Origin of the sequence: Streptococcus suis, assembly GCF_017601095.1 — a bacterium.
Taxonomy (GTDB): domain Bacteria; phylum Bacillota; class Bacilli; order Lactobacillales; family Streptococcaceae; genus Streptococcus; species Streptococcus suis_Z.
Genome location: NZ_JAGFUX010000001.1, coordinates 115,164 through 130,034, shown reverse-complemented (window position 1 = coordinate 130,034; position 14,871 = coordinate 115,164). Strand labels below are relative to the sequence as shown.

The 14,871-nt window shown below is 39.8% G+C and carries 15 protein-coding genes; 2 read left to right on the top strand and 13 right to left on the bottom strand.

Annotation, left to right across the window (positions count from 1 at the left end):
• Window positions 1–149: 149 nt before the first annotated feature.
• Window positions 150–908 (top strand): hypothetical protein, encoded by a 759-nt coding sequence (locus tag J5566_RS00665; protein WP_208561665.1) that lies wholly within the window; start codon window positions 150–152, stop codon window positions 906–908.
• A 209-nt stretch (window positions 909–1,117) separates the two neighbouring features.
• Here J5566_RS00665 and J5566_RS00660 read toward each other — a convergent pair whose 3' ends face one another.
• The 11 genes from J5566_RS00660 to J5566_RS00610 form a co-directional block, all read right to left on the bottom strand.
• Window positions 1,118–1,909: a DUF6287 domain-containing protein gene (locus tag J5566_RS00660; protein ID WP_208561664.1), complete on the bottom strand. Its 792-nt coding sequence runs from the start codon at window positions 1,907–1,909 to the stop codon at window positions 1,118–1,120.
• The gene (locus J5566_RS00655) at window positions 1,902–2,681 is read right to left on the bottom strand and encodes an SDR family NAD(P)-dependent oxidoreductase (protein WP_208561663.1); all 780 of its coding nucleotides are present in this window, start codon (window positions 2,679–2,681) and stop codon (window positions 1,902–1,904) included. The genes J5566_RS00660 and J5566_RS00655 overlap by 8 nt, the downstream gene beginning before the upstream one ends.
• Before the next feature lie 67 nt (window positions 2,682–2,748).
• Window positions 2,749–3,351 (bottom strand): lysozyme family protein, encoded by a 603-nt coding sequence (locus J5566_RS00650; RefSeq protein ID WP_208561662.1) that lies wholly within the window; start codon window positions 3,349–3,351, stop codon window positions 2,749–2,751.
• Window positions 3,352–4,326 carry a nucleoid-associated protein gene (locus J5566_RS00645; protein WP_208561661.1) on the bottom strand — a complete coding sequence of 325 codons (975 nt, stop codon included), beginning with the start codon at window positions 4,324–4,326 and terminating at the stop codon, window positions 3,352–3,354.
• A complete protein-coding gene (glyA, locus tag J5566_RS00640; protein ID WP_208561660.1) occupies window positions 4,326–5,585 on the bottom strand; it encodes a serine hydroxymethyltransferase in 1,260 nt (419 codons plus the stop codon). The genes J5566_RS00645 and glyA overlap by 1 nt, the downstream gene beginning before the upstream one ends.
• Before the next feature lie 104 nt (window positions 5,586–5,689).
• On the bottom strand, window positions 5,690–6,292 hold the full coding sequence (locus tag J5566_RS00635) for an L-threonylcarbamoyladenylate synthase (protein WP_208561659.1): 603 nt from the start codon (window positions 6,290–6,292) through the stop codon (window positions 5,690–5,692).
• Window positions 6,279–7,112, bottom strand: coding sequence for a peptide chain release factor N(5)-glutamine methyltransferase (gene prmC, locus J5566_RS00630; RefSeq protein ID WP_208561658.1), 834 nt, complete (start codon window positions 7,110–7,112; stop codon window positions 6,279–6,281). The genes J5566_RS00635 and prmC overlap by 14 nt, the downstream gene beginning before the upstream one ends.
• Window positions 7,112–8,191, bottom strand: a complete 1,080-nt coding sequence (gene prfA / locus J5566_RS00625) for a peptide chain release factor 1 (RefSeq protein ID WP_208561657.1) — start codon at window positions 8,189–8,191, stop codon at window positions 7,112–7,114. Before prfA ends, prmC begins: the two co-directional genes overlap by 1 nt.
• 461 nt (window positions 8,192–8,652) lie before the next feature.
• Window positions 8,653–9,222: a thymidine kinase gene (locus J5566_RS00620; protein WP_167785401.1), complete on the bottom strand. Its 570-nt coding sequence runs from the start codon at window positions 9,220–9,222 to the stop codon at window positions 8,653–8,655.
• Between the two features lie 100 nt (window positions 9,223–9,322).
• The gene (locus J5566_RS00615; protein ID WP_208561656.1) at window positions 9,323–10,579 is read right to left on the bottom strand and encodes a 5-methylcytosine restriction system specificity protein McrC; all 1,257 of its coding nucleotides are present in this window, start codon (window positions 10,577–10,579) and stop codon (window positions 9,323–9,325) included.
• Between the two features lie 2 nt (window positions 10,580–10,581).
• Window positions 10,582–12,282, bottom strand: coding sequence for an McrB family protein (locus J5566_RS00610; protein WP_244228918.1), 1,701 nt, complete (start codon window positions 12,280–12,282; stop codon window positions 10,582–10,584).
• 577 nt (window positions 12,283–12,859) lie between these two features.
• On the opposite strand from J5566_RS00610, the gene J5566_RS00605 reads away from it, so the two are divergent.
• Window positions 12,860–13,042: a 4-oxalocrotonate tautomerase gene (locus tag J5566_RS00605; protein ID WP_172044455.1), complete on the top strand. Its 183-nt coding sequence runs from the start codon at window positions 12,860–12,862 to the stop codon at window positions 13,040–13,042.
• A 28-nt stretch (window positions 13,043–13,070) separates the two neighbouring features.
• Here J5566_RS00605 and J5566_RS00600 read toward each other — a convergent pair whose 3' ends face one another.
• Window positions 13,071–13,442 (bottom strand): hypothetical protein, encoded by a 372-nt coding sequence (locus J5566_RS00600; protein ID WP_208561654.1) that lies wholly within the window; start codon window positions 13,440–13,442, stop codon window positions 13,071–13,073.
• A complete protein-coding gene (locus J5566_RS00595; RefSeq protein ID WP_208561653.1) occupies window positions 13,439–14,782 on the bottom strand; it encodes an MATE family efflux transporter in 1,344 nt (447 codons plus the stop codon). Before J5566_RS00595 ends, J5566_RS00600 begins: the two co-directional genes overlap by 4 nt.
• Window positions 14,783–14,871: the final 89 nt, after the last annotated feature.

Here is a 14,871-nt window from a genome sequence, read left to right as displayed (position 1 = left end):
AGTGGACTAATTTACCCAATGCTTGAAAAGTTGTAAGCCCATAGAAAGTCTATTTTCTATGGGCTTTTTTTCATAAAAACTGATTTATATCTACTTGTCTCCTTTAGTTTTATGTGATAATATATAAATGTAGAAAGGTAGGGGTTCTTATGCAAAAAAATTGGAAAAAACTTGCTTTGGGATTGCTTATCATTTGTTTAGTTGGTTTTGGTCTTCACTGGTTTGGCAAAGAACAGAATCGTTTGCTGAACGAGCAGTTTGTAGCCCTCAACTTACGGATCAATGATGATATGGGAACCAAGATTGATGCCATTGGAGGTCCACAGAATCCGAGAATTATTGAATTTCTACAGCGAGATAACCAGACTGCTATCAGCCAACGAATCAGTGCTGCTTCTGACGAAATACTGAAAACAGCAAAAGCTGATAGTCTGACTCAGAAAGAATGGATTGTTCTCTATCCACAAACTCGTACTAGCCCTTTTGAAAATGCGACTTCTTATGCAGTTATGAAAACAAGAATCAGAGCAGACTGGCTTCAAGTTACGACCAGCCAAGAGGAAGAACTGGAAATCTTTTATGAAAAGACAGATGAGAGCTTGCTTACCTTGGAAGACTTGGTTGCAGACAAGGATATTTTTCGATCTCAATTAGAGAAGATTTTGGCATCATCTTCTACTGCCAGTGTTGCTGCTCAAAAAATCAATGAGGAACTCATCAAAACATTTGCAGCAGATGATTGGTCTGATATATCCTTTCGCTATGAACAGCAAACCCTCGTTTTGCCAACAGCTATTATCTCCATGTCCGCTTTTGTAGAGAGTTTGAATGACACCTATTTTTCAGAGCAGACTTTGGCAGAATTTCGATCCCAAACTTCTTCTGCAACTGCAATTGATTATCCATAAGCAGTAAAAAACTGTCTTTGATATTCCAGTTGTGAATTAAATATTTTACATAACCTATCTTAAGTTATATCAAGTAAGTTACCTTATTTTTCTTCTAAAAATATTCAATAGAAGCAATTGAATCTTCAAAATATAAAACGGTGTTCCGAATTTGTAGGAACACCGTTTTAATTAGTTTTTCATTTCTTATTCTAAGTATTAATGGTAATTTATGGTGTATAAAGCAGTTGATTGTTGTCTCCGTAAATCACACCGTTTTGATAGACCCAGATTAGACTATCATCGGAACCTTGTAGGAGATTGTAAGGAACGGATTCTGTACGAGTGTAGTTTCCTTCTATCACGATCCAAGCCTTGTCTCCGATTTTCTCAGTCGCATAATCAATGCTGACCTGTCCACTTTCAAGTGTCACACCAGTTTCCAGGTTGCTTTGAGAATGGGGGAGAGCGGTTGATACACGATAAAATGGATCAAAGTTTTCAGTTGAGAGAACGTTTTGCGCTCCAAAAAGTCGGTCTTTTGTTTGGTCAGAAGGATCAGAACCATCTGCAAAAAATTCAGACGGGATCTCCATACCTCTAGGAACCAAGACCAAAGCATAGCCACCTGCACCAGAACTAGCTTGAACACTAGTTGTCAATAAACCGTTTGACCATACAAACTCTCCTGACCAAAATGAATCTTCAGATACAAGGCCGGTTTGGTCAAATACTAATATATTTCCTTGGCTGTTCATCCATGTGCCCGCCAGACTAGAAAAATCTCCAGCGGCAATTGCATCTAAATTCAACGCCGTATCCGTTTGAGTTTCTGAACTACTAGATGACGTTGATGAGCTAGTCGTAGAAGTCGCTTCAGTACTGATAGTAGTTGTTTGTGAACTTGTTTGGCTGGTAGAAGAACTGCCTCCACTTTCTTGCTTGGAAATCGTGCTGCAGGCAGTTAAAAAGAGACTAGCCAGTAGTGACAGACTCAAAGTTTTTACAAAGGATTTATTCATGTTTACTCTCCTTCTCTTCACGATGGATTAAAAATCCAGTAGCTTGTTGGCGGGCCATAATGGTCATATCCGAAATCTGCACATGTGCTGGTTGATTGGCGACGAAAAGAGCACAATTTGCGATATCCTCTGCCTGTAGAGCCTCGACACCTGCATAAACTGATTTTGCCCTTTCTTGATCACCTTTGAAACGAACCTGACTAAAATCTGTCTCAACAATGCCAGGTTGTAATGTCGTTACCTTAATATTGCTGGCCATAGTATCAATTCGAATACCATCACTAATAAAACGTACAGCTGCCTTGGTGGCCGCATAAACGGTAGCACCAGCGTAGGCATAAATACCCGCAGTTGAACCGATATTGATGATATGTCCCTTGTTTTTCTCTACCATTTTTGGTAAAAACTGGCGTGTCACAGCTAATAGCCCGCGAACATTGGTGTCGATCATGGTCAGACTATCGTCCAAATTACTATCCTGATAGGGTTCTAGGCCAAGAGCTAAGCCTGCATTGTTTATCAGAATGTCAATTGACCCATGTTGGGCTAAAATAAGAGATGAAACCTCTTTAACAGCTTCAATCTGAGTGACATCGAGCTGGTAAACCCAGACATCAGTTGAAAATTGCACTTCTAACTCGAATTTTAAGTCCTCTAATCGTTTTAAACGGCGTCCTAGTAAAATCAACTTGTCACCATTTGATGCGAAGGTTTGCGCCATCGCTCTTCCAATACCGCTAGTTGCTCCTGTAATAAGAACTGTCCGATTCATTCCATCACCTCTTTCATTAGTATTATAGCATATTCCACAAAAAAGCGGGATTATCCCGCTAATCAAATTATATAAACCACTTCATAAACCGAATGAGGTACTGGTTGAATTCAACTTGTCGAGAATAGTAGATATTTCCGCCATTCACATACAACTTTCCCCCATTTAGCACCGCTATCGGGTGGTAATAGGTATAGGTCTCACCATCAGAATTGCCCAGATTAGGAGCAACGATGTTAAGGGAATAGTTCTTTGATAACTCGATAGTATGTTCACCACCATTTGCAGCGACATAGGAAATATATCCTGGCCCATAATTATAGGCTTGCACAGCTGTCCAACTGTCCACATTTGCTGCTTTTGCTGCTGCAAACATCTGATTGAGATAAGCTACTCCTACTTGGATACTTTCTCGACTATCTGTAATGGTATTTGTCGTCCCTGTTTCAGCTTCACTAGACTGCATGACATCTGCCTTCAGCCCCTTGGTTTCCGTATATATCATCGCCAGAATCAAGTCCTCACTTGCTGAGCTTTGGCTTGAAATCAATACTTCTTGTATAGTGCTTTGAAAGGTCAAAACCTGTTTCACGTTTGTACGAATCACATAAAACTGATAGGCTAAGAAAACAAGGACGACGAGAAAAATCGTTCTTGTTAATTTTTTCATTTATTTACTCTTAATATCTTCTATGTTCTTAATGAGAATGGAATAAGTCCCATTATCATTTTGAATAAACTCTACTGATTCAGCATCTTCATAGATTGCGTTAGGCACAATCAATTCAATGCCATTTGATAAGGAAAGTTTTTGGTTTTCAAATTTCTTGAGCTGACGACTACTATCAATCTCATCGAAAGAAATCTTATCTGGAATGACTTCTTTTAATTGATCAACAAAATTCAAACGAGCAGTCAAATTGTTATCGAATAACTGATCAGCTAATTTTTCAGGAGAAAGTTCATTGTCTTCTTCCAAATGGTTGAAAATAGCTGATTTGACCTTGGATTGAAATTGGAAATCTCCTTGGTGAAAATTGTCCGCAATTTTTTGAGCTGTCTGTTCTACTGCTTTGATAGATTTCTTTGCAGAAATGGCTGGCGTGACCTGCAAGAGATTATCTGAAAAGTAATGAAGAAAGGCTCCATTATGCTTAATTCTCTTTTCAATCAAATAATACTTGCGCGTCTGTAAATTGATAATCAGGGCTTCATCTGGCGTAGAGCCTGCTCCTGGTAGATTGTTTTGAGTGATTTTTAGCGGACTATCACTTTCTGAACCAACGTGAGCTAGGTTTTCACGCAGGGCAATTCTTAGAAAGGCGAAATGTTCCACACCAATTCTCTCAAACTCGATAAAGATTAAATCATTGGTCTTGAGATTTTCTGAAATGGAAAATTCTTCTTTCCAGAGGCCAGCAATCTTGACAGAATTGGTCAGTAAATCCTCTTTTAAATAATCAAGAAAAGGACTATCTGGCTCAAACTGTCCAGTTTTGGCTTCATCAGAAAACACACGCTCGATTTTCTTGCGCAAGTATTCTTCAATTTTAGGGCTGACAGTCAAAAGCTGGTCGGCAAGGACCAGCTCTGTGTCATCAGGACTAAATTGATGTATAATAGCTTTTTTTACAAATATATCCATTATAAACCTTCGTAAAGTGGGAAGCGGTCTGTTAAAGCACGTACTTCTTGACGAACTTCTTCAAGAACTGCTTCGTTTTCAGCATTTTCAAGGGCTTTGATTGTCAACTCAGCAACCTTACGCGCTTCTTCCTCTCCAAAACCTCGGGCTGTGATAGCTGCTGCACCAATACGAATACCACTAGTTTTGAATGGTGAGAGCTTTTCGTAAGGAATTGAGTTTTTATTGAGAGTAATATTCACTTCATCTAAGAGATGTTGTGCAACTTTACCATTCTCAACTACTTTTGTCACATCAACCAAGAAAAGATGGTTGTCTGTGCCACCTGTGATGACTTTGAAATTAGGGTTGGCAAGGAAGACTTCTGCCATAGCCTTGCTATTATCAATAATTTTCTGAGCATAATCTTTAAAGGCTGGATCCAAAACTTCTTTGAAGGAAACAGCTTTCGCAGCGATAACGTGCTCAAGTGGACCACCTTGGATACCAGGGAAGATGGCAGAATTGATTTTCTTGATAAGCGCTTCATCATTAGTCAAAATCAAGCCACCACGAGGGCCACGAAGAGTTTTGTGGGTTGTGGTCGTTGTGATATGAGCATGAGGAACTGGGTTTGGATGAAGACCTGCTGCTACAAGACCTGCAATATGGGCCATGTCGACCATCAATTTAGCACCAACTTCGTCTGCGATTTCACGGAATTTTGCAAAATCAATGATACGAGCATAGGCTGAAGCACCTGCTACAATCAGTTTAGGCTGCACTTCTTTTGCCTGCTCTAAAATAGCATCATAGTCAAGCAAACCAGTTTCTTCGTCAACGTTGTAAGCCACAAAGTTATAGGTTTGTCCTGAGAAGCTTACTGCAGCACCGTGGGTTAAGTGACCACCGGCTGACAGGTCCATACCCATGACAGTGTCACCTGGCTCAATCAAGGCCATGTAAGCCGCGCAGTTGGCTTGGCTACCTGAGTGTGGTTGAACGTTGGCATACTGAGCACCGAAGATTTCTTTAGCACGTTCAATGGCAAGGCTTTCGATGACGTCAACGCACTCTGTACCACCATAGTAACGACGACCTGGGTAACCCTCAGCGTATTTATTGGTCAAAATAGAACCTTGGGCAGCCATAACTGCTTTAGAAACAACGTTTTCAGAAGCAATCAATTCGATATTGTTTTGTTGGCGTTTTTCTTCAGCTTGAATAGCTTCCCAAACTTCTTTGTCGAAATCTTTGTAGTCAACTTTGTCAAAAATCATTTACGGTACTCCTTTATAAGTGTTTGAAAAAAATAATGCAATTTGTCAAATTTGTAGCCCAAATACTTGAAAAACGATGTGCTTGATTACGAAGTTCAGACAAATCAATTCTCAAATTCAATTTCAGGAACAGCTGCTTGGATTTCTTCTTGGCTGATACTACCTTGTCGAAGTATTCTAGCTCTTGGTCCTGAAAGATCTAAGATCGTTGAATCAATTCCGGTCAATGCTTGGTCATCTGCAAATCCTTCTATTTTTTCGGAGAATTGCGATAGGAGCTTGCTAAACTCTTTCCCACTTTCTTGACCTGAGACATTAGCTGACGGTCCAATTAAAGGACCGGTTTCTGCAATCAAACGTAAGGTTTTTTTGTGCTTTGGCAGACGAAATCCAACAGTATCCAGACCTGAATTAACCCAAAAAGGAACATTATTGTTCGATTTTAGGATAATTGTTAGCGGTCCTGGCATAAACCTATTATACAGTTTTTCCAGAAAAAAGGGTGGATTTTGACTAAAAAAATAAATATCGTTCAGGTTTGAGACATTTAAGTTCATGGCCTTGTCCCTCGGACGTTGTTTCAACTGATAGACACGATTGACCGCCTCTTCATTTAAGGCTTGGGCAAAGAGTCCATAGACTGTTTCAGTTGGTAGGATAACAGCACCACCACTTTCAAGAATTTTTCGGAGTTTATCCATTGTCATCCGCGACAACCTTTCTATCTTGACCAAATTGGTCTTTGAGAACTCGAATTCGCTTTTTGGGGAGATGCAGAGTGAGTAAGTCGGTTAGGTCTTGCCCTTGCTTGTAGCCAATTTCAAAGTAGAGTTTTCCATTTTCCTTTAAAAATGCCCCTACTTGCTCCGCAATTTGACGATAAATGGCTAGCCCATCTTCTTCTGCAAATAAGGCCAGATGTGGCTCAGAAGTCAATACATTGAGCCCAACTTCATCTGTGTCATCTGGTGAGATGTAGGGTGGATTGGAAACAATGATATCAAACTGACCTGTCACTGCTTGTAAGACATCCGATTCTAGAAAGTGAACTGAGACTTTGTTGGTTCTTGCATTTTCCTGAGCCACTGCTAGGGCATCCTTTGAAATGTCAACTGCTACCACTTCCCAATCAGGTCTAGCTTTTGCAAGGGAAATTGCAATAGCGCCACTTCCTGTACCGATGTCTAAGATACGCAAACCTGCTCTGCTATTTTCCTGCAAAATCAAATCAACTAACTCTTCTGTCTCTGGCCGCGGAACGAGTACTCGCTCATCTACCGTAAACTCCAAGCCATGAAAATCAGCCTTGCCAATAATGTACTGGGCAGGCCGGTGCTGGGAAAGTTGCTGAAAAATATGGTTTAGTAGTTCTTGGTCATCTGGACTAACTTCCTGACGGAGCAGGAGGAGATATTCCGTAAAATTCAGTCCCTTTAAGCCACGAAAGGTGAAGGACAGGGATTCTGCCTCTTCACCGGCTGCGACTAATTGTTCTTCGTATGCTGCAAATAATTGAGCGTAATTCATTATTTATTAAGCTCTTCCAGTTTTTGCGTTTGATCATAGAGCACGAGGGCATCAACAACTTCGTCCATCTTTCCTGACAAAATAGTATCCAGCTTTTGCAAGGTCAAGCCGATACGGTGGTCTGTCACACGGTTTTGTGGGAAGTTGTAAGTACGGATACGCTCTGAACGATCTCCTGTACCAATGGTTGATTTACGCTCTGCATCCTGTTCATCTTGGGCAATCTGGGCAAAGTGGTCCGCAACGCGGGCACGGATAATTTTCATGGCCTTTTCACGGTTTTTCTGCTGAGTCCGTTCTTCCTGCATCTCCACCTTGATGTTTGTTGGCAAGTGAACGATACGGACGGCAGTCGCAACCTTGTTGACGTTCTGTCCACCGGCGCCAGATGCGTGGTAGATATCAACACGGAGGTCTTTTGGATCGATGTCATATTCCACTTCTTCAACTTCTGGCATGATGAGGACAGTCGCTGTTGAGGTGTGGACACGACCTTGGCTTTCTGTCACTGGGACACGTTGGACACGGTGAGCTCCTGATTCATACTTGAGTTTTGAATAAACGGATTGACCAGAGACCATGGCAACTACTTCCTTGATACCACCAACACCGTTATAAGAAGCCTCCATGACTTCAAAACGCCAGCCTTGACCCTCTGCATACTTTTGGTACATAGTCAAAAGGTCACCAGCAAAGAGGGCGGCCTCGTCACCACCTGCTGCACCACGGATTTCCAAGATGATATTTTTGTCATCGTTAGGGTCTTTTGGCAAAAGAAGGATTTTCAGCTTTTCTTCGTACGCCTCTTTATCAGACTTAGCTTGTTTAAGTTCTTCCTTAGCCATTTCCTCCAAATCAGCATCGCCAGAAGATTCTTTGATCATCTCTTCTGCATCGATGATGTTTTGAAGTACATTCTTATATTCACGGTAGGCTGTTACTGTATCACGAGTTGCCGCTTCTTCCTTAGACAACTCCATAAAACGCTTGGTATCACTGACCACATCAGGGTCAGACAACAATTCACCAAGTTCCTCATAGCGGTCTTCCACCGCCTGTAATTGATCGTAGATGTTCATAAAATTAAGATATTAAAGGCGTTAAACGAACATAGCAAAAATAGGAGTTTTGACGAAGGACGAAAGCGTCCTAGGAAAAACTATCTTTTTTGCACAGTTCGTAGCCCGAATTCAGTTCCTTTCTAAAAATTTGGAAAGAACACACTTCTAGTTAGCTTGTAGGGCGTGTGCAGTTCTATTAAGATACAAAGCCCGTTAAGCAAGCACAGTCAAAATAGGAATTTCGACCAAGTGTTACAAACACTTGGAGAAATTATCTTTTTGACACAGCTTGTAGGGCGTGTTCAATTCCTTTCTGTAATATATAGGTCATGAAATAGGCACAGTTCGTAGCCCAAATTCAGTTCCTTTCTAAATATTTGACCGAACAAACTTCTAGTTTGCTTATAGGCGTGTTCAAGTCCGATCTCCAAATATGGGCAGATTTGTAACTCCATATTTCTTTATTTGATTCAAAATGGCTATATTTCTGGCGAAAAATAATGTTTGCGGCAAACTGGGATGTAGGTTTCATTTCCACCAATTTGAATTTGAGCGCCTTCATAGGTTGGTTTTCCGTCTTGCGTTCGCAACACCATAGTTGCCTTTTTGGAACAATACTGGCAGATTGTTTTAATTTCATCCAATTTGTCTGCCAAAAGCAACAAGTGTTTGGAGCCTTCAAAGAGTTCATTTCGGAAATCATTTTTCAGACCAAAAGCCATAACTGGAACATCCAATTCGTCTACCACTCGTGCTAAGTCATAGACATGATGACGGCGGAGAAATTGCGCTTCATCAATCAAGACACAATAAGGACGAGGTTCCATTTTCTGAATGTAACCAAAAATGTCCATCTCATCATCAATTGCTACTGCTTCACGTCGCATACCAATACGGCTTGAAACAACGCCAAAGGCATCACGAGTGTCCAAGGCAGAGGTCATAATGACGACAGGCTTACCTTGCTCTTCATAGTTATGGGCAACTTTAAGAATTTCAATGGTTTTGCCAGAATTCATCGTCCCATATTTATAGTATAATTGAGCCACTTTTCACTTTCCAATCTTAAAATTTCACTCCCTCCATTTTATCATAATTTGACCATTTAGGAAATAGAAAAACAAGCCCGATTTGAGCTTGTATATACGATTAAAAATTGATTTTTTCCAGCATCTGTTTTTCCTCATTTTTCATCTGCTGACAAAAATCCTCATAGCCCGTGTAAGTTTGAGGAATCTGGAAGTGATAGCCAAATAAATTACCACCCATTCCAGCTAACTCCCCGATTTTTTCCAAACCTGATTTTTCAGTACTTGGTTGGATAAAACCACCTTGTTTCGCTTGTAAGATATGCAAATAGGTTGTTAACTGATTATAGTCATTACGGCTATCTAAAATGCGTTTATATTTTGTATCAATGGGGATTCCTTGATAAACAAAATCAGGATAGCGGGGCGAATGTACTGGATTTTTAAACAAATGGAGAGTTTTTAATTTCGAATCTCGGCCATAGTGCTCCCAATTTGTAACTTTTCCGATGTATTCCTCCCAAAGCCATGCAATGTCAATCAGAAAACCATTGATATTGTGATGGTGAAACCCAAAATGTATCTTCTCCTCCTGCAAAATTCGGATACAAAGATCTTGCAAATGACCATATTCTTCATAATAGCCGTGCCTAAGCGGAGAATTGATGTTTTTCAACAACACAGCCCCTCTATCCATTAAAGAATACGTAGGTGTTAGTTGTCGAATTGCTTGAACATTTTCTCGAATGATTGGTTCAGTGTCTAGGATGAAGGCATGGTGATGACATATTTTTTCAATAGTATGTCTAATGAGCTGGTTTACAGGATTGTCAAATGAAAACTCCCTGGTCTGATAGGCAATGCGACCTGTAAAAAGGGTATTTTGTTGGATATGTCGTGAAATATCAATCCGTCCCCTTATATGACTATCATTGTAATTATTCTTAACATATTCTTTATAAATCCCCTTTGACATAGCCTGGTTCAAATAATAAGGGAACAGAAAGACAAGCAAGTCATAGAAAGATTGATTTCGCTGACTATTTAATTGATGTTTTGTAACATTGTAGTGGAGGACAGTTTCCAACATGTATTGTAGAAAGAAATCATCCCCATCGTCAAGACTAAACCTTGACCGAATCGTCATACTATCCCCTTGACCAATAAGAAAACCAGCGATGTTACAAGTCCACCATTGTCCATTTCTCAATTCAAAAATTGATTGGTCCGCTTTGAGGTCTGAAGATTGTTTTAAATTTGGTGGGAAAAGCAGGAAATCTTCCCTAGACAACTGCTTTAAAGTTCGGTTACTTAGATTCTCTACGAGCAAATTTGGGCTGATTTTTGAATTGTCTGTGACAAGATAGTGAACCATCATCCCTACTCTCCGTTAAAATAGATTGATTGTAGCTGTTTCAATTTTTCAGCAGAATGCGGATCACCACGGAAATAGTCTTTCAAAAGTGGCTGGAGTTTTTTGGTCCATAGCGGAGCTTCATTTATCGTTAGCTCTGGCGAAGAAGAATCTTTGAAATAACTAGCCCCAATTTGATAATCTGCAGACAAACCACAAATAGTAATAATAGCCTGATTCAAGCGAAACATCTGCTCTTTGACAAACTGAGGTAAATCCATATTTTTAGCGGACTGTTCGGCTGTAATTTCGATAAAGGTAAATCGCCTTCGCATCGCAAAGTCGAATGTATCCACTGATCGATCAATATCATTCATTGTTCCAATGATGTAGACATTTTCTGGAATATAGAACTTTTCAGTTGGATTTGTGTGTAAATTTGCATACTGGGTAAAGACCGCCCCCTTTGTCCCCCTGTAACTTGGATCTAGCGAGAAGAACAGTTCACCAAAAATTTTACTCATTTCACCCCTATTTATTTCATCAATAATAAATACATAGGGCTTGTTTGTAATGGTAAGTTGGCTTTCTTTTAGCTTCGGCAGGATGTAAGTTTCGAAAATTGGGGTTTTATAGGTTGAGTGGTAGTTCATTTCTCCCCACTTCCCAGTTTCCAAGTATTCACGAACATTTTCTAAGGTCAGACTGGCTTCAGAACCTCCAGGGACGATATAGGTGATATTTTGACGACTATTGACTTTAAAATGAAAATTATTAAGCTGTATTATATCATTTCCAATGGATTGAAGAAAATCCTGCCAAATTGTGTTCACATCTGCATCCGACATTTGCCCAGCTTTAGCCTTCTCACAGAAAATCTTAAATATTCCATCTCGTAACTGAAAACCAAGACTGCTTCCTACATTTACAGGTCTAAGTCCTTCCACAAAATCTGTGTAATCATAGCTTGGGTGGAATTGAACAAAACCAAGACGCTCTTCTTCTTCAATAGTGAGTTGCTCTATATCTTGGACACGTCCTCCGCTGATGATATCAGCTGCAATCTGCTGGGCAAGATATGTTTTACCTGTCCCTGGAGCACCACGAAAAATCACATTCTTTGCTTCTAACAAGGTCGAGCTATACTGATTTTTCAAAAACAAGTCTTCTTCCTTTACTGAACTGTTTGAAGGTAATACCTCATTTCGAAATTCCCACAAAATAAAACTTAGTATTTCAGCATTCAACTCTGGGTGCCGTTCTGAAAGGATTTTCACCAACTGATAGTTTTGTTTATAAACCCCACCTAATTTTTCAAGTGGAAGCAAGTTTCCCCAAATTTCTTTTTGGTTGGTTTGAAGATTGAGACCTGTAAATACCTTACATTCACTATAAATACAAAGTAATTTTGTAACCATCGCAGAACGACTAAAGAATGAATTTATATTAAATTCATCATGATCAAATTCTAAGACTAAACCTCTCTGAATAATCGCAATTAAATCATATTTCAAACGAGAAAATGCTGTAGCCAATTCTTCAGGGGCTAACGGTTTATTATTCTGATTACAATAGGAAGCTAGTTCTTTGCTCCAATAAATCCCAAATTTTCCAGCATTCCCGCCTCGGATTCCTAAATACAAATCTCGATATTTCCCATGTTCCAATTCGTAGCAAAGCGACTTATTTTCAGGGCCCTTGCCGGTTACATAGTCATCCAAATCCATATCCTTCAACCGTTCTAAGGGCCAGGTCTGCAAGAAATCATTTACTAATTTTTGGTTTTCCTCCTGCCACAATCTTGCCTTTGCCAGTAAATCAGACTGATTAGCAAGATACCATTCTGAAAAATAATCTAGACTTATTTTTGACATACATACCTCCTAATTTATTCTATTATACTCTATTAATTAGCATGTTAACAAGAAAAAAAAGCCCGATTTGAGCTTGTTTGATATTAGGTCAAAGGTAATGTTAAGAAATTTCCGACACACTCAAAAATGATTTTAGCTGCCTTTGGTTTCCACTTGTAGAGCATAACACATCCATAGATTAAGCTGAGGAAGGAAAATGCAAGAAACAAGGGGCCTTCCCATATAGTTTGATAATAAACAGTTATTACTAGATACAAAAATAATCCAGCCAGTAAGAAGGATAAAATCATACGATAAAAATAATTCATAAGCTATTACCTCCTATGTACGTGTAGATTAGCATAAATTGTAAGCGATGTCAATTGCTTACTTATAGAAAGCAGGTGAAATTTATGCTATACTGAAACGAGCAAACTAAAGGAGAAACTATATGCCATTTGTACGAATTGATTTATTTGAAGGACGCACGGAAGAACAGAAAATTGCTCTGGCGCGTGAAGTGACCGAGGTTGTGTCACGAAATACTAAGGCACCCAAAGAAGCAATCCATGTTTTTATAAATGATATGCCTGAAGGAACCTACTACCCACAAGGCGAAATGAAACGAAAATAAGAAAATCCAGAAAGAAATTTCTGGATTTTTAGTTTGTTAAGATGGCATCCAGGTTAGATGGTAACTCAACAGTATATTGGTAAGGTTTCATCAAAAATGTTTTTTGATCTTTTTCATATAAATAGTAAGTCTCTTCCTCCACTTTCATCACCAACAATCGGTCAGGATTACTTGGCTGATCAGTTGCACTGGCATTATTGAAGAAATAGGGCTTGGTAGATTCTAACTGAAGCAAAAAGAGCTGGGCATCCTTTCCAGAAAGTTCCTTAAGAAGCTGGTTATTTTCTGTCAAGACAAGAGATTGGGAATTGGGTAATTCAACTGACCATTTGACCTGACTAAAAATCAACAGGGTTACAAGAATAATAAGACATAGATAGAAAGTAAGTGATTTTTTCATAAACCTGACTCCTTTTGAATCCATTTTAATCGTAAGTTAAGGCTAATACCGCAGCAGAAAATACCGGTAATCAGACCAATCCAAAAAGCTTTTGGACCAAGTTTTAGCCAGGCATCCAGGAACCAAGCAAGGGGAAAAGTTATGGACCAGTAAGAGACCAATCCCAAAACGAAAGGAACGCTGGTATCCTTGTAGCCACGCAGGATTCCTTGTATAGGCGCCGTGAAGGCATCTGCTAATTGAAAAAAGAGGGCAAAGGTGAGGAAACTAGCCGTTAACTGGATAAAGTCCGCTTCTTGACCGTAGAGGCTAGCTACCCATTGACGATTGAAATACAAAAAGGACAGAGTTAAACTAGCAAATGCCAAAGCAGTCAAACGTCCAATCTGAGTATAGGAACGCACCGATTCACCATCACTTGCGCCGATTTCATACGAGATGACAATCGGCAAGGTCATAGACACACTCAAAGGAAAGGCATAGAGCAAAGTCGCAAAATTCATGGCTGCCTGGTGAGCAGCAATGGTCAAGGAAGAATAGTTTGACATATAGAGGCCGACAACTGCAAAAATCGCGACTTCTGCAAAAACTTGTAAACCAATCGGTAAGCCAATACGCAGGCCTTCTTTAATCCATTTTTTATGGATGGGCGTCCATTTCCAAATCGAAAATGCTTGAATGGCCGAGTGAAACTTGGTCACTAAGAGAATGATGAACAATAGGCACCAGTAAGCAAGACTTGTACCCAGCCCAGCTCCTGCTCCTCCGAGGGCTGGAAGCCCCATTTTCCCATAAATCAATAAATAGTTAAAGAGAGAATTCAAAGGTACCAGCAGCAACATTAGGTACATGGACAGTTTTGTCAGGCCTATACTATCAAAAAAAGAGCGACAGATACTGAACAACAGAAAGGGAGGCAGTCCAAATGCCATATAAAAGAGATAAGTCTCTGCTACCTGTCTAACTGCTGTTTCTAGTTGCAGATTGGCTAAAAACGGCCGAGCTAAAAAGAGCAGACAGGTTAAGAAGAAAATGGACAGTCCAATTCCAATATAAACAAAAGAATGAAAAATCGTACGAACTTTTTCCTTATCTCCCTTCCCCAATTCCTGCCCAATCATGGGAATCAAGGCTGAGACAATTCCAGTTAAGAAAGAAAAAAGCGGATTCCAAAGGCTAGTCGCCATAGAAACACCTGCTAAATCGGTCGTGCTAAAACGGCCCGTCATCATGTTGTCTATAAATGAGGCAGAAAAATTTGCAAATTGATAGATTAAAATTGGGATAAAGAGTTTGAGAAAGAGGCTCCAACGCTCTCTAGTAGAACCAGTTTTATACATAACATCTCCTTATTTTATCGTTTCTATTGTAACAAGCCTAGAAAAAAAGTGCAAATCAAAGACGGACTCTTTTGGGTCCGTCTTCATAT